Below are 15,416 nucleotides of genomic sequence, written 5' to 3' on the forward strand. Positions count from 1 at the left end.
AATCATAGAGGTGAAAAATTTGCAAAACAATGACTTGATTGGAAAAGTAGTACTTTCAAAAGCAGGAAGAGATATAAATCACTTATATGTTGTTGTTAGGCAGATAGAGAAGGATTATGTATTACTAGCTAATGGGAATACAAAGTTAATAAAGATGCCTAAGAAGAAAAAGGTTAAACACTTAAGTATTTTAGAAGATATAGATGATGAATTATTGTCATCAATACAATCATGCGATAAGAGTACGGATTTAAAAATTAAGAGATTCCTAAAGTTAAGAGGCATTGTTAAGGAGGGTTGATTACCTTATGTCAAAAGATGACGTTATAGAAATGGAAGGCAGAGTATTAGAGTCTTTACCAAATGCTATGTTTCAAGTTGAACTTGAGAGTGGACATAAGATTCTAGCACATATATCAGGTAAATTAAGAATGAACTTCATAAGAATTTTACCAGGAGACAAAGTTACAGTAGAACTTTCTCCTTATGATTTAACAAGAGGTAGAATTACATGGAGAGCTAAATAAGGTAGATATAACTAAAGTTTATATTTACCACAAAAGTAATATGAGGAGGGTTAGCTATGAAAGTAAGACCATCAGTTAAGCCTATTTGTGAAAAGTGCAAAGTAATAAGAAGAAAAGGAAAAGTCATGGTTATCTGTGAGAATCCTAAGCACAAGCAAAAGCAAGGCTAATCATCAGAACAAGGTTACAATATTATTTACATTAAAATAAATGTAAATAATATTGACATTTTAGCAAAAGTCAAATATGATTATATAGTCGTTTAATTAATCAACAATAAATTTTGGGGCGGCTGACAATAGAGATTATCTATTGACCCAGAATTTTATTATAAATATAAAATCAATTTTATACATTTCAATTATCAGGAGGTGTAAATTTTAATGGCAAGAATATCAGGTATTGACCTACCAAGAGAAAAAAGAGTTGAAATAGGTTTAACTTATATATATGGAATAGGATTAACAACTTCACAAAAAATCTTATCTGTAACTGGAATTAGTGCAGAGACAAGAATTAAAGATTTATCAGAAGAAGAAGTTAATGAAATCAGAACTTATATCAACAAGAACTTAATGGTTGAAGGTGACTTAAGAAGAGACGTCGCTATGAATATCAAGAGATTAGTAGATATAGGAACATACAGAGGAATTAGACACAGAAGAGGCCTTCCAGTAAGAGGACAAAAGACTAAGACTAATGCTAGAACTAGAAAAGGTCCTAAGAAGACAATGGCAAATAAGAAGAAATAGTAAGGAGGGAAGATAATGGCAGCTCAAAAAGTTAAAAAGACTAGAAGAAGAAAAGAAAGAAAAAATGTTGAGCATGGTGCTGCGCACATTAAGTCAACTTTTAATAATTCAATAGTTACTTTAACAGACGCAGTAGGAAATGCTTTATCATGGTCAAGTGCAGGAGCACTAGGCTTTAGAGGATCAAGAAAGAGCACACCATTTGCAGCTCAAATGGCAGCAGAAGCTGCAGCTAAAGTAGCAATGGAACATGGCTTAAAAAGTATAGAGGTTTATGTTAAAGGACCTGGTTCAGGAAGAGAAGCAGCTATAAGATCCTTACAAGCAGCAGGACTAGAAGTTACTTTAATTAAAGATGTTACTCCAATACCACATAATGGTTGTAGACCACCAAAGAGAAGAAGAGTCTAATGATAACTGTAATAGGAGGTGTAATTTAATGGCTAGATATACTGGCGCTACATGTAGATTATGTAGAAGAGAAGGTATGAAACTTTTCCTTAAGGGCGATAGATGTTTTACAGATAAGTGTGCTTTTGTTAGAAGAAGCTATGCACCAGGACAACATGGAGCAAGCAAAAAGAAAGTATCAAACTATGGTATCCAATTAAGAGAAAAGCAAAAAGCAAAAAGAATTTATGGCATATTAGAAAGCCAATTCAGCGCATATTATGAAAAAGCTGACCATATTCAAGGAATAACAGGTGAAAACTTACTTAGATTATTAGAAATGAGACTTGATAACGTAGTTTATAGATTAGGCTATGGTGCATCAAGAAATGAAGCTAGACAATTAGTAACTCATGGACATTTCTTAGTAAATGGCAAAAAGGTTGACATTTGTTCATATAAGGTTTCAGTTAATGATGTTATTACTGTATGTGAAAAGAGCAGATCAAGTGAAAAGTTTAAAACTTTCATTGAAAATCCAAAAACTTTACCAAAGTGGTTAGAAGCTAATGTTGATAACTATGAAGGAAAAGTAGTTGCAGAGCCATCAAGAGAAGATATAGATGTGCCTGTTAACGAAACACTTATTGTTGAGTTATACAGTAAATAATATATTTATATTTGTTAGAGAAATTTATCACAATATATGCAAATATAGAATCAGTTGCCCTCATAATAAGGTTGCCATTTATAAAATAAGGAGGGTTTGTCAATGTTAGAAATCGAAAAGCCAATAATAGAATGCATAGAAGCTAATGAAGATGGTACGTATGGTAAGTATGTTGTTGAACCACTTGAAAGAGGATATGGTATTACATTAGGCAATGCTTTAAGAAGAATATTATTATCATCTCTTCCAGGAACTGCAACAACCTCTGTCAAAATTGATGGAGTGCTTCATGAGTTTTCTACTGTTCAAGGAGTTAAAGAAGATGTTACTGAATTAATTCTTAACGTAAAATCATTAGCTCTAAGAATGAATGGTGAAGGTCCAAAGGTTATTTATATTGATGCTAAAGGACCAGGTGAAATTACTGGAGCTGATATAAAGACTGATGGAGATGTTGAAGTTGTTAATAAGGATTTACATATTGCAACTTTAGACAACGATGGAAGACTTTATATGGAATTAACAGTTAATAAGGGAAGAGGATATGTTACTCAAAATAAAAATAAGAGTGATGAATTACCAATTTCATCAATAGCAGTTGATTCTATTTATACACCAGTAAAAAGAGTTAATTTTACTGTGGATAACACAAGAGTTGGTCAAATTACTGATTATGATAAATTAACTTTAGAAATTTGGACTAATGGTACTGTGAAAATAGATGAAGCTATTAGTTTATCAGCAAAGATACTTATTGAACATTTTAAGTTATTTATGTCATTGACAGATAATACTAATGATGTTGAAATAATGATAGAAAAAGAAGATGACAAGAAAGAAAAAGTCCTAGAAATGACTGTAGAAGAACTTGATTTATCAGTTAGATCATATAACTGTTTAAAAAGAGCCGGAATTAATACAGTTCAAGAACTTGCCACAAAATCTATGGATGATATGATGAAGGTAAGAAATCTAGGAAAGAAATCTTTAGAAGAAGTTGAAAGAAAGCTTAAAGAGTTGGGCTTATGTCTAACTCTATACGAGGAGTAAGGAGGTAAATCAATGGCAGGTTATCGTAAACTAGGTCTTCCTACAGATCAAAGAAGAGCTATGCTAAGAAATCTTGTTACTAGTCTATTAAAACATGGTAAGATCGAAACGACTGATACAAGAGCTAAAGAAACTAGATCAATAGCAGAAAAGATGATTACTCTTGGAAAAAGAGGAGATCTTCATGCTAGAAGACAAGTATTATCTTATGTTCAAGAAGAATTAGTTGTTAAGAATTTATTTGATAATGTAGCTCCAAAGTACGCTGAAAGAAATGGCGGATACACAAGAATAATTAAAAAAGGTCCTCGAAGAGGGGACGGAGCTGAGATAGTAATACTTGAATTAGTATAATACTAATGGGGATTAAGTTTAGACTTAATCCCCATTTTAACATAGAAAATTAAAAGATGAATTTAATATATTATAGAGCAGTTTTTTGAAACTATGATAAAAATGCATACTGTTTATTGAGTAAATGAGATTTTCAGATATAATGATATAATGTATACACAATTATATTATTAGCAAAAAAACATTTGTATAATATATTAACAATAAAATATTATGGGGGTATACTATGAATGATGAAATGATAAAGTGCACAAATGTATATTTTAAATATATAAGAAACTCAGAAGGAATTATCCAAGAAAAATATGCAGTTAAAGATGTTAATTTAGATGTAAAAAAGGGAGAATTTTTAGTTATACTAGGTCATAATGGCTCAGGTAAATCAACAATAGCTAAACATATGAATGCATTAGTATTACCAACAAAGGGTACAGTGATAGTAGATGGACTTAATACTAGCGATTCAGAGAATGTATGGAATATTAGATCTAAAGCTGGGATGGTATTTCAAAATCCCGATAATCAATTAGTTGCTACTATAGTTGAAGAAGATGTGGCGTTTGGGCCTGAAAACTTAGGGGTCGAGCCATCAGAAATACGTCGAAGAGTTGATGAGAGTTTAGATAAAGTAGGAATGAGTAAGTATAAGAGGCACGCACCGCATCTTTTGTCAGGTGGACAAAAACAGAGAATTGCCATAGCAGGAATGCTTGCAATACAACCGCAATGTATAATTTTTGATGAACCAACAGCAATGCTTGATCCATCTGGAAGAAGAGATGTTTTAAATACGATAAAAGACCTTAACAAAAATTTCGGTATGACTATTGTATTAATAACACATTATATGGATGAGGCAGCTCAAGCGGATAGAATTATAGTAATGGATGAGGGAAGCATTATAATGGAAGGTACACCCCGGCAGATATTTCCACAAGTAGAGCGTATGAAAAAGATAGGATTAGATGTTCCCCAGGTTACTGAATTAGCTTATGAATTAAAAAAGGCAGGAATAGATATAAATGAAAAAATATTAAATGTAGATGAGATGGTGAATGAGTTATGTCAATTAAAATAGAAAATTTAACGCATATATATATGCCTAGAAGTCCATTTGAAAAAGTTGCATTAGATGATGTGTCTTTAGATATAAGAGATGGAGAATTTATTGCTTTAATTGGACACACTGGTTCAGGAAAATCAACTTTAATTCAACACTTTAATGGATTATTAGAGGCTACTAGTGGAAAAGTAATTGTTGATGGAGTAGATATTACTGATAAAAAGGCTAAATTAACTAACATACGTAAGAAGGTTGGTTTAGTATTTCAGTATCCGGAGTATCAAATTTTTGAAGAGACTATAGCTAAAGATATTGAATTTGGACCTAGGAATTTAGGTCTATCTGAAGAAGAAATTCATAATAGGGTAATTGAAGCTATGGAGATGGTTGGATTAGATTATGAAACTGATAAGGACAAATCACCATTTGATTTAAGTGGAGGACAGAAGAGAAGAGTTGCAATAGCAGGTGTTATAGCTATGAAACCCACAACATTAATATTGGATGAGCCTACAGCAGGATTAGATCCTAAAGGTAGAGATGACATATTATATCAAATAAGTAAGTTACATAAGGACTATAATATGACTATAGTTATAGTTAGTCACAGCATGGAGGATGTTGCAAAAATTGCAGAAAGAATTGTTGTAATGAATGATGGGAAAATCGCATTGCAAGGAACTCCAGCAGAAGTTTTTAAAGAAGTAGATATGTTAGAGAAAATAGGTCTTGGTGTACCACAAGTAACATATTTAGTTAGAGAGTTAAGGAAAAAAGGTTTTGATATTTCGGACAGTATATTTACAATAGAAGAGGCGAAGAATGAAATTTTATCTATTCTAAAAATAAATAAGGAAAAGGGGGAATAGACAAAACTATGTTGAAGAATATTACAATAGGACAGTATTTACCAGGAGATTCTTTTATTCATAAATTGGATCCTAGAACCAAAATTTTAATATCTATACTTTTTATTGCATGTTTATTTATTATAAATAAATTTGTAGGATATACAATTATTGTTGCATTTTTGTTTGCAGTAATATTTATATCAAAAGTTCCATTTAGATTTATTTTTAATGGACTAAAGCCAATTTTTTTATTAGTAGTATTAACAGCTGTTTTAAATATATTTATGGTTGCAGGCGCCGAGGGTACTGAAGTTTTTAAAATAGGATTTTTAAAAGTGTATCCAGAAGGATTAAGTATTGCAGCTTTTATGGCTATTAGATTAGTTTTATTGATAGTAGGAACATCCTTGTTAACATTAACGACATCTCCTATTGAATTAACAGATGGAATTGAGCGGTTACTTAAGCCAATTGGAAAGGAAATAGCTCATGAGTTAGCTATGATGATGACAATAGCGTTAAGATTTATTCCTACATTAATAGATGAAACTGATAAGATAATGAAAGCTCAAAAGGCTAGGGGTGCTGATTTTGAATCGGGTGGAATTATAAAGAAAGCCAAGAGCCTAGTACCACTATTAGTACCGTTATTCATCAGTTCATTTAGAAGAGCTGATGAACTAGCTATGGCAATGGAAGCAAGAGGCTATAGAGGTGGTTCTGGACGAACTAGAATGAAAGTATTAATGTTTTCATCTAAAGATATAATTGCTTTTGCTATATTTGGTCTATTATTTTTATGGTGTCTAGCAGTTAGATTTGTATTAAGTTAAGAGTAAGAGGATATAAATGAAAAACATAAAATTAATAATTGAATTTGATGGAAGTAATTTTTGTGGATGGCAAAGGCAACCTAAAGATAGAACGGTCCAAAAAGTAATAGAGACTGCAATATTTAAGGCTACTGGAGAAAATATTATGATTAATGGAAGTTCTAGAACTGATGCAGGTGTACATGCAAGAGAAATGGTTGCAAATTTTTTTACTAATAGTACGATACCAGGAGATAAGTTTAGAGAAGCTATAAATACAAGATTACCTAATGATGTATCTATTATTAAATCAGAAGAGGTTGATGCAGATTTTCATGCTAGATATTCTTCAAAGGGTAAAACATATTCGTATACTATTGTTAATAGATATGAAAGGCTGTCATTAGGTAATCAGTATTTATATCATTGCAGATATAAATTGGATGTTGTTGAAATGCGGAAAGCCTGCAAGTATTTTATAGGCAATCATGATTTTAAAGCATTTATGTCTCCAGGAAGTTCTATAAAAACAACTACACGAAATATTCAAGAGCTGTACATAGAACAAGAGAACGATAAAATAAAAATATTTATAACTGCTAATGGTTTTTTATACAATATGGTAAGAATAATAGTAGGAACATTAATAAAAGTTGGTAATGGGAAATTAAAAGCTGAAGAGATAGAAAGTATAATAGTAGAAGGAAATAGAATAAGAGCAGGTATGTGTGTGCCTCCAAACGGTCTAATATTAGAAAAAGTTTTTTATTAAAATGGCAAAAAAATGTTGACACGCCCGTATGCGTGTATTATAATAAGTTTGTTTGTTAAAACATTTATGTACATAAGATCCATTAGCTTCGGATCTTGACATAAAAGAAATTTACTTTTAAAAGGTAAAGAAATAATGTAAGTTCAGGGAGGGAAACAGATGAAATCATACATTGCTAAACCAAATGAAATCGAAAGAAAATGGTATGTAGTTGATGCAGATGGTAAAACACTAGGTAGAGTTGCTAGCCAAATTGCTTCAATTTTAAGAGGTAAAAATAAGCCAATATTTACACCTAATGTTGACTGCGGAGACTTTGTTATTGTAATTAATGCAGAAAAAGTTGTTTTAACTGGTAAAAAGTTAGATCAAAAATTAATGAGAAAACATAGTTTTTATCCAGGTGGATTAAAAGAAACTCCTTATAGAGTAGTATTAGATAAGAAACCTGAATTCGCTTTTGAAGAAGCTGTAAGAAGAATGCTTCCAAATGGTGTATTAGGAAGACAAATGTTAAAGAAATTAAATGTATACAGAGGTGCTGAACATAATCATGCAGCTCAAAAACCAGAAGTACTTGAATTAAAGTACTAATACCATCTCGGGAGGAGGAATAAAAAATGGCAAAAGTTCAATATATGGGAACTGGAAGAAGAAAAAAATCAGTTGCAAGAGTAAGACTTGTACCAGGTAATGGTAAGGTAGTTATAAATAAAAGAGAAATAGAAAACTTTTTTGGTTTAGAAACATTAAGAGTTATCGTAAACCAACCATTAGTTTTAACTGGAACTAAGGATAAGTTTGACGTATTAGTAAATGTTCACGGTGGTGGATTTACAGGTCAAGCAGGAGCTATCAGACATGGTATAACTAGAGCATTAGTTAAATCAGATGAAGCTTTAAAGCCAGAATTAAAGAAGGCAGGTTTCTTAACTAGAGATCCAAGAATGACAGAAAGAAAGAAATACGGTCTTAAAAAAGCAAGAAGAGCTCCTCAATTCTCAAAGAGATAATATTGGAGTTCAAAAAATCCTACAAACTCAGTGTTTGTGGGATTTTTTTATATATAAAAACTTATGAAAATACATTACTTTTTAACGGTAACTAACAAATGTATATTAATTACTGGAGTATAATTATTTTAACATATGGTTATGAAGCGTTAATTAAATATAAAAGATTATATTTATGAGAAATAATTAAATTTAGAATGATAAAATGTAAATATTAGTGTAATGAATCTGAATAATTAAGATTATATAGCAAATAATATTTTATATAATCTAAAATAATTGGAGGGATTAATTTAATGAAAATTAAAAAAGTCTTAGTACTATTTTGCATATTCTGTTTAATACTTGGAATGCCAATAAGAGCAAATTCAGATGAAAATAATACTAAAAGCATTATACTAATAGATCCAGGACATGGCGGCATTGATGGAGGAGCAAAAACAAAAAATGGAACAATAGAAAAAAACATAAATTTATTAATAGCTACAAAATTAAAAATAGAATTAGAAAATTCAGGATACCTTGTTTATATGACAAGAGAAGAAGATTCACAATTAGATTCTAGAAAAGTTAAAGATTTAAATGCAAGATGTCAGATGAAAAAAGATACTAAATGTGATGTTTTTATTTCTATACATCAAAATATATTTCCACAAGCAAGTTGTTTTGGAGCTCAAGTGTGGTATGCATCTAATGACAACAGTAAGATTTTAGCAGAGGAGATTCAAAATTCTTTAAAAGAAACAGTAGCTGATAAAAATAAGAGAATTCCTAAAGCTGCTAAGGAACAATATAGAATATTGAGAGATGGATATGAGGGCGCATGTGTTCTTGTAGAATGTGGTTTTTTATCCAATCATGAGGAAGAAGAAAAATTAAAAAGTGATGAACACCAAGATAAAATAGTTAAAGGAATAATAAATGGCGTTAATAAGTATTTTGAGAATAAAAATACTTAATATTTCTATTCAAGAAAAATAGGGCCAACTTTAATGCTATTTCCATGTGATTGTGGTGAAGAGTAATTTTGATTTATTATTAAAAATAAATTATATAATATTAAACACATTAGTAAAATAACTAAAAAATAAATTATTATAGTAATAAGTTCATTTGAATTTTTATTAGTCATATGGCTATACCTCTCAATATCTAAAGTACTTATATTTAAGTATAGTAATAAAAAATTGAAATTATGAAAGTCCAAAGTTAAAAAGTAAAGAAAATAAATTGATTTATTTAGGGTTGTAAATAATAAAAAATAATTTTAAACTTATATGTGGTAATAAGTTTAAAATATATAAGTATAGAAATTGATTTATAATAATCATTTTTATTCTTTATATTTAAGTAATAAATAGAGGAGTTGTTAGGATGAGGGAAGTGAATGTTGACCTTATTATAGATGCAGTAAGGAATTTATCTATTGAGGCAAATTATTTTTTAGGCTCAGATATTAAAGAGGCCTTACAAAAATCTAGAGAAAAAGAAACATGGAAGTTAGCAGCAGAGGTTTTAGATAAGATAATTATTAATTCTGAAATTGCGAATAATGAAGAAATGCCTATGTGTCAAGATACAGGTATGGCATGCGTATTTATTGAAATAGGACAAGATGTACATTTAGTTGGGGGTAGACTTGAGGATGCGGTTAATGAAGGCGTACGTAGAGGCTATGAAGAAGGTTTTTTAAGAAAATCAGTTGTAGAGGATCCTATTAGAAGAATAAATACGAAGGATAATACTCCAGCTGTAATTTATTATGACATAGTAGATGGTGATAAGGTTAAAATAACTTTAGCACCAAAGGGATTTGGATCGGAAAATATGAGTAAAATAGGTATGCTTAAACCTTCAGATGGTTTAGAAGGTGTTAAGAAGTTTATTATAGATACTGTTAAAACTGCTGGTCCTAATCCATGTCCACCAATGGTTATAGGTGTTGGAATTGGTGGAACTTTTGATAAGGCTGCTTATTTAGCTAAGAAAGCATTACTTAGACCTGTTAATATAAGAAATAAAGATGAGTTCTATAAGGATTTAGAAGTAGAATTGTTAGAAAAGATAAATGAATTGGGTATTGGGCCACAAGGATTTGGTGGAAAGACTACTGCTTTAGGATTGAACATAGAAACATATCCAACACATATTGCAGGATTGCCTGTAGCAGTAAATATAAACTGTCATGCAACTAGACATAAAGAAGCCATAATATAAAGTAAAACTTTTCAAGTGAAGCTTTCTACTTTAATTGAAATTATATAATAAGGGGTCAGCGCACCCGTAATCGCTAAAGATTGAATATTGCATTTGAGGATGTGAAGTTCTTAGCTCAAATTTAAAAATTATTGAGTTTTAGAACAATTTAAATGACAGATAACATACAAAACTAAAGTATTGGAGGAAAAGTCGAATGGAAATTAAGTTACATACACCTCTTACAGAAGATAAAATATTAAATCTGAAGGCTGGAGATAGTGTTTTATTAAGCGGAGTTATTTATTCTGCTAGAGATGCTGCACATAAAAGATTGATAGATTTGCTAGAAGAGGGAAAAGAATTGCCTTTAAATATAAAAAATGAAACTATATATTATGTTGGACCATCTCCAGCAAAGCCAGGAAAGGTAATAGGATCAGCTGGTCCTACAACTAGTTATAGAATGGATGCTTATGCACCAACGTTAATGGATCTTGGCTTAAAAGGAATGATAGGTAAGGGTGCAAGAAATGAAGAGGTAATTGATGCAATTAAGAGAAATAAAGCAGTTTATTTTGGAGCGATTGGAGGTGCAGCAGCTTTAATAGGGAAGAGCATTGTTAAATCTGAAATAATTGCATATGAGGATTTAGGTGCTGAGGCTATAAGAAAAATGGAAGTCAAGGATATGCCATTAGTTGTTATTATAGATACTGAAGGAAATAATCTTTATGAAATTGGACAGCAAGAGTATTTGAACTCAATTAAATAGAGATTCTTATATAAAAAATTCATAATATATATGTTGTGAAAATAATCTACATCTGATTTGGTAACTATCACCTGTTTCAGTGAATAATTAAAATTTCAATATATATAATAAATAGTTATTAACATAAAAAGAATGAGTTGTGTATAAATAAGCTCATTCTTTCATTTTCTGTGGATTATTTTATTAAAATATTCTTTATTTAATAAAAATTATTAATACAAAATATGTAAAATCTATATATTTATAAAACCTTTTCCTCTAACTTCAGATATATCAACTATGGTTATAAAGGCTGTAGGATCTATGTCGTGGATAGCAGTATTCAATTCAATCATTTGACGAGAAGTTACAATGCAATATAGCATTTTTTTACGATCATGAGTGTATTCTCCTTCAGCAAATAAAGAGGTAATTCCCCTATTTAGATCTTTAATTACATAATTAATAATTTCTTCTTCTTTTACGGTTAATATAAGAAGGAGCTTCTTGCTACTAAAACCCTTTAACATTTTATCTAATACTATACTTTGAATAAATAAAGAAATAAGAGTATATAATGCTTCAGTAATACCTGATGTGAATGCTCCAATTATTATTATTATTAAATTAAGTGAAAATCCTAAACCACCGATATTGAAGTTTGAATATTTTCTTCTAATAAGCATGGTTATAATGTCAGTTCCACCAGTAGAGCCATTCCGTAAAAATACTAAACCATAACCAACACCACATAAAACTCCACCATATATGCAGTAAAGTAATAAATCTAAATTATCTAAAGCAACTAAGTTAGATAAGGGTCTAGTTATGATTAGTGACAGAGAAAGACAAAGCATTCCTATGGTTGTATAAATGATAAATGATTTATTAAGTTTTTTGTAGCTTATTATAAGTAATGGAATGTTAATTAAAAGGACCACTATACCAACAGGTATTCCCATTGTATATTCTAAAAGTAATCCGATACCAGTAGCTCCACCGCTTAAAAGCTTTGCATGGGACAGAAAAATATTTACCCCTAAAGAGGAAATAATACAACCTAAAAAAATAATCAAGGTATCAAGGATATTGGCTTTGAATTTGTAATATGTGTTCATAAGAATGCTCCTTTAAAGTTATAATTCTCTTAATATTAAGACACTTTATAAATAAAAAATCAAGAGATAATACAAATAAGTGAGTGTTTATTGAAAAAATACTTTTAATAAGAGATAATATATTTAGACGAATTGATAATTTTATGATTAAATAATTAACAATTTAATCTAATATGTAAATAGAAAAATGCTTTTTTATATTTAAGCTAAAATTAAATAAATTTAAATTAATAGAAGTATAAGAAGAGGAGAAATATATGAGTAGAATTAAGCTACCAGGAAGTGAAAAAAATAAGAAAATACTATTAATAGCTCTAGTTATATTAGTGATGGGAATATTGTCTTATGAAGGTTGGACAAATATAAGTAGTAGAAACATAAAAAATCAAGATAATGTACCAAAAGAAATAGTAAAACCTGCGGATATAGAAGAATCATATATTAACAGTGCAACTAATGTAGATGTAGAAGACACAGATGGGGCTAATTCAAAAATAGATAATGATGAGGATATTAAAATAAATGAAAAAGAAAAGAATTATTCAACTAGAGAAAATCAGTTGTATAATGAGGCATATACATTATTTTTTTCAAATGAATATGTTAATGCAATTAACAAAGCTAATGTACTTATAAGTGAATTCCCCAATAATGCTAAGGGATATAATATAAGAGGTATTGCAAAGGCTTATAATGGAGATTATGATGGAGGGATGAAGGATATAGATAAATCATTAAGTATTAATGAAAATTATGGCTATGGAAGGTTTAACAAAGCACTTACATATGAATTATATGAAAATATGGATGAAGCATTAAAGTGGTATAATAAAGCATTGGAAGTTGAAGACTATGCATGGAGTTACTATGGGGTATCATCTATTTATGGAAGAAGAGGTGATGTGGCTAATACTATGACATATCTAAACAAAGCAATACAAATAAATTCAGGGGTTAAAGAAGTGGCGAAGAGAGAACATGATTTTGATCCAGTTAAGAATTCAGAAGAATTTAAAAAGGCAGTATATAATTAATTAATATGGCAAAAAACGAAATAAGGAGGAGTATTATGTTCAATGTATTAGTAGCTGATGATGAAAAGGAAATAAGAGATGCAATTGAAATATATTTAAGAGGGGAAAATTTAAAAGTATTTAAAGCAGAAGATGGATTAGAAGCTTTAGACATTCTTGAGAAGGAAAAGATACATTTAGTTATATTAGATATAATGATGCCTAAACTTGATGGAATAAGGACTTGCTTAAAAATTAGAGAAAATCAAAATTTGCCTATAATAATGTTATCTGCAAAAGGTGAAGATTCAGATAAGATATTAGGCTTAAATGTTGGTGCAGATGATTATATAACCAAGCCATTTAATCATTTAGAATTAGTTGCAAGAGTTAAATCGCAATTAAGAAGATATGAAAAACCATTAAGTGTTGAAGAAGGCAAGGAGATAGTTAAGGTTAAGGATTTAGTTATAGATACTATTGCTAAAAAAATCACTTTACGAGGAGAAGAGATTAAAGTAACAGCTACAGAATACAAAATATTGTATTTATTAGCTTCAAATTCAGGAAAAGTATTTTCTATAAAAGAGATATATGAGAATGTATGGGAAGAGATATTTTATAAGAGCGAAAATACTGTAACTGTACATATTAGACGAATAAGAGAAAAGATAGAAATAAACACAAAAGAGCCTGAATATATTAAGGTGGTGTGGGGGATTGGATACAAGATTGAAAAGGAAGATTAAAATATACTTTAGTAGCATCTACTTAATTGATATATTAGTTATAGCTTTAATTACATTGATTTTGTTTTCAAATTTAGGAGATTATATACAGATAAATAAAGTGCAACATGATTTAGCAGCGGAGAATATTAAAAATAATGCATTAGAACTGTTTTCATTATGTATTATAAATATTGGTTTTATTATAAAAATTATTCTTGTAATAAAAAGAAACCCTAAATCACCTCAAATTCAATCAAATAGTATTAATAATGTGATTTTTGTAATTAGAAATGGATTTCATTATAAAGAAACAAGAAATACATTAATAATTTCAATAGCATTAGTGATTATACTCTTAATTATATATCTGTATTTTCTTGCAACTGGTGGATATGAAAATAATATATTTGTTAGATTTTTTCAGACATATCCGTTTAAGGGCAGTATATTTGTTATTATCATTTTATTTCTTGCTATGATGTATGCATTAAAAAAGACTTTGGATATAATTGTTGTAAATGATGGTCTTAGAAAAGTTAATGAGGGGAATTTGCAAGAAGATATTAAACTTGATGGCTCTTTAGCAATAAAGGAATTAGTGAAGAATATTAATTTGATAAAAGCTGGATATAAAGAAATTTTAGAAAATGGCATGCATAATGAAAAATTAAAAACTGAATTAATATCCAATGTATCTCATGATTTAAAAACACCATTAACATCAATAATAAATTATGTAACAATATTAAAAAATGGTGATATAACAGAAGCAGAAAGGGAAGAATATCTATTAATATTAGAAAAAAAATCTCTGAAATTAAAGATTTTAATTGAGGATTTATTTGAAATGTCAAAGATTAATAGTGGAAAGATCAAATTAAATAGAGATTTAATTGATATATTATCATTAATACATCAAGGGATAGGTGAATATAGTACGTTATATGAAGAAAAAAATATTTCTTTTAAAGTTACAACTGAAGAAGATGCAATATATATGGAACTTGATGGAAAACTTATGTCTAGAGCCTTGGAAAATGTAATAATTAATGCGCTAAAATATTCATTAAATAATACTAGAGTTTATATTAATATCAAATTAGAAGACGATTTTTTAAAAATTGGAGTAAAGAATATTGCAAATTATGAGATGGATTTTAATGAAGAGGAAATGTTTGAAAGATTTGCAAGAGGTGATAAATCTAGAAATTCAAAGGTTGAAGGTTCAGGACTAGGTCTTGCTATAACCAAGAGTATAGTTGAACTTCATAGTGGAGAGGTTAGGATAAAAAAAGAAGGCGATATGTTTAAAATTTATTTGATAATTCCTATAAATAAAGAATAAAAATA

The 15,416-nt window shown here is 29.4% G+C and carries 21 protein-coding genes; 20 read left to right on the top strand and 1 reads right to left on the bottom strand.

Annotation, left to right across the window (positions count from 1 at the left end; genetic code table 11):
- Window positions 1–19 precede the first annotated feature (19 nt).
- The 17 genes from psyc5s11_RS01100 to psyc5s11_RS01180 all read left to right on the top strand — a co-directional run bounded on the left by psyc5s11_RS01100 (window position 20) and on the right by psyc5s11_RS01180 (window position 11,225).
- On the top strand, window positions 20–301 hold the full coding sequence (locus psyc5s11_RS01100; protein ID WP_224035832.1) for a KOW domain-containing RNA-binding protein: 282 nt from the start codon (window positions 20–22) through the stop codon (window positions 299–301).
- 7 nt (window positions 302–308) lie between these two features.
- Window positions 309–527, top strand: a complete 219-nt coding sequence (infA, locus tag psyc5s11_RS01105) for a translation initiation factor IF-1 (protein ID WP_158338686.1) — start codon at window positions 309–311, stop codon at window positions 525–527.
- 56 nt (window positions 528–583) lie between these two features.
- Window positions 584–697 carry a 50S ribosomal protein L36 gene (gene rpmJ / locus psyc5s11_RS01110; RefSeq protein ID WP_003156543.1) on the top strand — a complete coding sequence of 38 codons (114 nt, stop codon included), beginning with the start codon at window positions 584–586 and terminating at the stop codon, window positions 695–697.
- A 213-nt stretch (window positions 698–910) separates the two neighbouring features.
- Window positions 911–1,279, top strand: coding sequence for a 30S ribosomal protein S13 (gene rpsM, locus psyc5s11_RS01115; protein WP_224035833.1), 369 nt, complete (start codon window positions 911–913; stop codon window positions 1,277–1,279).
- 15 nt (window positions 1,280–1,294) lie between these two features.
- The gene (gene rpsK / locus psyc5s11_RS01120; RefSeq protein WP_224035834.1) at window positions 1,295–1,690 is read left to right on the top strand and encodes a 30S ribosomal protein S11; all 396 of its coding nucleotides are present in this window, start codon (window positions 1,295–1,297) and stop codon (window positions 1,688–1,690) included.
- 28 nt (window positions 1,691–1,718) lie between these two features.
- A complete protein-coding gene (rpsD, locus tag psyc5s11_RS01125; RefSeq protein ID WP_224035835.1) occupies window positions 1,719–2,339 on the top strand; it encodes a 30S ribosomal protein S4 in 621 nt (206 codons plus the stop codon).
- 102 nt (window positions 2,340–2,441) lie between these two features.
- Window positions 2,442–3,389, top strand: coding sequence for a DNA-directed RNA polymerase subunit alpha (locus psyc5s11_RS01130; protein ID WP_224035836.1), 948 nt, complete (start codon window positions 2,442–2,444; stop codon window positions 3,387–3,389).
- 12 nt (window positions 3,390–3,401) lie between these two features.
- Complete coding sequence (rplQ, locus tag psyc5s11_RS01135; RefSeq protein WP_224035837.1) at window positions 3,402–3,743, top strand: 50S ribosomal protein L17; 342 nt, start codon at window positions 3,402–3,404, stop codon at window positions 3,741–3,743.
- A gap of 226 nt (window positions 3,744–3,969) precedes the next feature.
- Window positions 3,970–4,821 carry an energy-coupling factor transporter ATPase gene (locus psyc5s11_RS01140; RefSeq protein ID WP_224035838.1) on the top strand — a complete coding sequence of 284 codons (852 nt, stop codon included), beginning with the start codon at window positions 3,970–3,972 and terminating at the stop codon, window positions 4,819–4,821.
- The gene (locus tag psyc5s11_RS01145) at window positions 4,806–5,675 is read left to right on the top strand and encodes an energy-coupling factor transporter ATPase (protein ID WP_224035839.1); all 870 of its coding nucleotides are present in this window, start codon (window positions 4,806–4,808) and stop codon (window positions 5,673–5,675) included. The genes psyc5s11_RS01140 and psyc5s11_RS01145 overlap by 16 nt, the downstream gene beginning before the upstream one ends.
- A gap of 8 nt (window positions 5,676–5,683) precedes the next feature.
- Window positions 5,684–6,490, top strand: coding sequence for an energy-coupling factor transporter transmembrane component T family protein (locus psyc5s11_RS01150; protein WP_224035840.1), 807 nt, complete (start codon window positions 5,684–5,686; stop codon window positions 6,488–6,490).
- Between the two features lie 16 nt (window positions 6,491–6,506).
- Window positions 6,507–7,241, top strand: coding sequence for a tRNA pseudouridine(38-40) synthase TruA (gene truA / locus psyc5s11_RS01155; RefSeq protein ID WP_224035841.1), 735 nt, complete (start codon window positions 6,507–6,509; stop codon window positions 7,239–7,241).
- A 159-nt stretch (window positions 7,242–7,400) separates the two neighbouring features.
- A complete protein-coding gene (rplM, locus tag psyc5s11_RS01160; RefSeq protein WP_224035842.1) occupies window positions 7,401–7,835 on the top strand; it encodes a 50S ribosomal protein L13 in 435 nt (144 codons plus the stop codon).
- A gap of 26 nt (window positions 7,836–7,861) precedes the next feature.
- Entirely contained in the window at window positions 7,862–8,254 is a 393-nt protein-coding gene (gene rpsI / locus psyc5s11_RS01165) for a 30S ribosomal protein S9 (RefSeq protein ID WP_224035843.1), read from the top strand.
- Between the two features lie 296 nt (window positions 8,255–8,550).
- The gene (locus psyc5s11_RS01170; RefSeq protein ID WP_224035844.1) at window positions 8,551–9,213 is read left to right on the top strand and encodes an N-acetylmuramoyl-L-alanine amidase; all 663 of its coding nucleotides are present in this window, start codon (window positions 8,551–8,553) and stop codon (window positions 9,211–9,213) included.
- Between the two features lie 415 nt (window positions 9,214–9,628).
- Window positions 9,629–10,471: a fumarate hydratase gene (locus psyc5s11_RS01175; RefSeq protein ID WP_224035845.1), complete on the top strand. Its 843-nt coding sequence runs from the start codon at window positions 9,629–9,631 to the stop codon at window positions 10,469–10,471.
- A gap of 196 nt (window positions 10,472–10,667) precedes the next feature.
- Window positions 10,668–11,225: a Fe-S-containing hydro-lyase gene (locus psyc5s11_RS01180; RefSeq protein WP_224035846.1), complete on the top strand. Its 558-nt coding sequence runs from the start codon at window positions 10,668–10,670 to the stop codon at window positions 11,223–11,225.
- 233 nt (window positions 11,226–11,458) lie between these two features.
- Here psyc5s11_RS01180 and psyc5s11_RS01185 read toward each other — a convergent pair whose 3' ends face one another.
- Complete coding sequence (locus psyc5s11_RS01185; RefSeq protein ID WP_224035847.1) at window positions 11,459–12,322, bottom strand: YitT family protein; 864 nt, start codon at window positions 12,320–12,322, stop codon at window positions 11,459–11,461.
- A gap of 257 nt (window positions 12,323–12,579) precedes the next feature.
- Here psyc5s11_RS01185 and psyc5s11_RS01190 point away from each other — a divergent pair, with 257 nt between their 5' ends.
- The 3 genes from psyc5s11_RS01190 to psyc5s11_RS01200 are packed head-to-tail and all read left to right on the top strand — an operon-like array spanning window position 12,580 to window position 15,411.
- Window positions 12,580–13,356 carry a tetratricopeptide repeat protein gene (locus tag psyc5s11_RS01190; protein WP_224035848.1) on the top strand — a complete coding sequence of 259 codons (777 nt, stop codon included), beginning with the start codon at window positions 12,580–12,582 and terminating at the stop codon, window positions 13,354–13,356.
- Window positions 13,357–13,391: 35 nt separating this feature from the next.
- Window positions 13,392–14,084, top strand: coding sequence for a response regulator transcription factor (locus psyc5s11_RS01195; RefSeq protein WP_224035849.1), 693 nt, complete (start codon window positions 13,392–13,394; stop codon window positions 14,082–14,084).
- Window positions 14,056–15,411 carry a sensor histidine kinase gene (locus psyc5s11_RS01200; protein ID WP_224035850.1) on the top strand — a complete coding sequence of 452 codons (1,356 nt, stop codon included), beginning with the start codon at window positions 14,056–14,058 and terminating at the stop codon, window positions 15,409–15,411. The genes psyc5s11_RS01195 and psyc5s11_RS01200 overlap by 29 nt, the downstream gene beginning before the upstream one ends.
- Window positions 15,412–15,416: the final 5 nt, after the last annotated feature.

The sequence above is a fragment of the Clostridium gelidum genome, assembly GCF_019977655.1.
GTDB lineage: Bacteria > Bacillota > Clostridia > Clostridiales > Clostridiaceae > Clostridium > Clostridium gelidum.

What these genes read in the sequence shown, in the direction of transcription:
- infA (WP_158338686.1), top strand. Translation starts at nt 309, where the DNA reads ATGTCAAAAGATGACGTTATAGAAATGGAAGGCAGAGTATTAGAGTCT.
- rpmJ (WP_003156543.1), top strand. Translation starts at nt 584, where the DNA reads ATGAAAGTAAGACCATCAGTTAAGCCTATTTGTGAAAAGTGCAAAGTA.
- rpsM (WP_224035833.1), top strand. Translation starts at nt 911, where the DNA reads ATGGCAAGAATATCAGGTATTGACCTACCAAGAGAAAAAAGAGTTGAA.
- rpsK (WP_224035834.1), top strand. Translation starts at nt 1,295, where the DNA reads ATGGCAGCTCAAAAAGTTAAAAAGACTAGAAGAAGAAAAGAAAGAAAA.
- rpsD (WP_224035835.1), top strand. Translation starts at nt 1,719, where the DNA reads ATGGCTAGATATACTGGCGCTACATGTAGATTATGTAGAAGAGAAGGT.
- psyc5s11_RS01130 (WP_224035836.1), top strand. Translation starts at nt 2,442, where the DNA reads ATGTTAGAAATCGAAAAGCCAATAATAGAATGCATAGAAGCTAATGAA.
- rplQ (WP_224035837.1), top strand. Translation starts at nt 3,402, where the DNA reads ATGGCAGGTTATCGTAAACTAGGTCTTCCTACAGATCAAAGAAGAGCT.
- psyc5s11_RS01140 (WP_224035838.1), top strand. Translation starts at nt 3,970, where the DNA reads ATGAATGATGAAATGATAAAGTGCACAAATGTATATTTTAAATATATA.
- psyc5s11_RS01145 (WP_224035839.1), top strand. Translation starts at nt 4,806, where the DNA reads ATGTCAATTAAAATAGAAAATTTAACGCATATATATATGCCTAGAAGT.
- psyc5s11_RS01150 (WP_224035840.1), top strand. Translation starts at nt 5,684, where the DNA reads ATGTTGAAGAATATTACAATAGGACAGTATTTACCAGGAGATTCTTTT.
- truA (WP_224035841.1), top strand. Translation starts at nt 6,507, where the DNA reads ATGAAAAACATAAAATTAATAATTGAATTTGATGGAAGTAATTTTTGT.
- rplM (WP_224035842.1), top strand. Translation starts at nt 7,401, where the DNA reads ATGAAATCATACATTGCTAAACCAAATGAAATCGAAAGAAAATGGTAT.
- rpsI (WP_224035843.1), top strand. Translation starts at nt 7,862, where the DNA reads ATGGCAAAAGTTCAATATATGGGAACTGGAAGAAGAAAAAAATCAGTT.
- psyc5s11_RS01170 (WP_224035844.1), top strand. Translation starts at nt 8,551, where the DNA reads ATGAAAATTAAAAAAGTCTTAGTACTATTTTGCATATTCTGTTTAATA.
- psyc5s11_RS01175 (WP_224035845.1), top strand. Translation starts at nt 9,629, where the DNA reads ATGAGGGAAGTGAATGTTGACCTTATTATAGATGCAGTAAGGAATTTA.
- psyc5s11_RS01180 (WP_224035846.1), top strand. Translation starts at nt 10,668, where the DNA reads ATGGAAATTAAGTTACATACACCTCTTACAGAAGATAAAATATTAAAT.
- psyc5s11_RS01185 (WP_224035847.1), bottom strand. Translation starts at nt 12,322, where the DNA reads ATGAACACATATTACAAATTCAAAGCCAATATCCTTGATACCTTGATT.
- psyc5s11_RS01190 (WP_224035848.1), top strand. Translation starts at nt 12,580, where the DNA reads ATGAGTAGAATTAAGCTACCAGGAAGTGAAAAAAATAAGAAAATACTA.
- psyc5s11_RS01195 (WP_224035849.1), top strand. Translation starts at nt 13,392, where the DNA reads ATGTTCAATGTATTAGTAGCTGATGATGAAAAGGAAATAAGAGATGCA.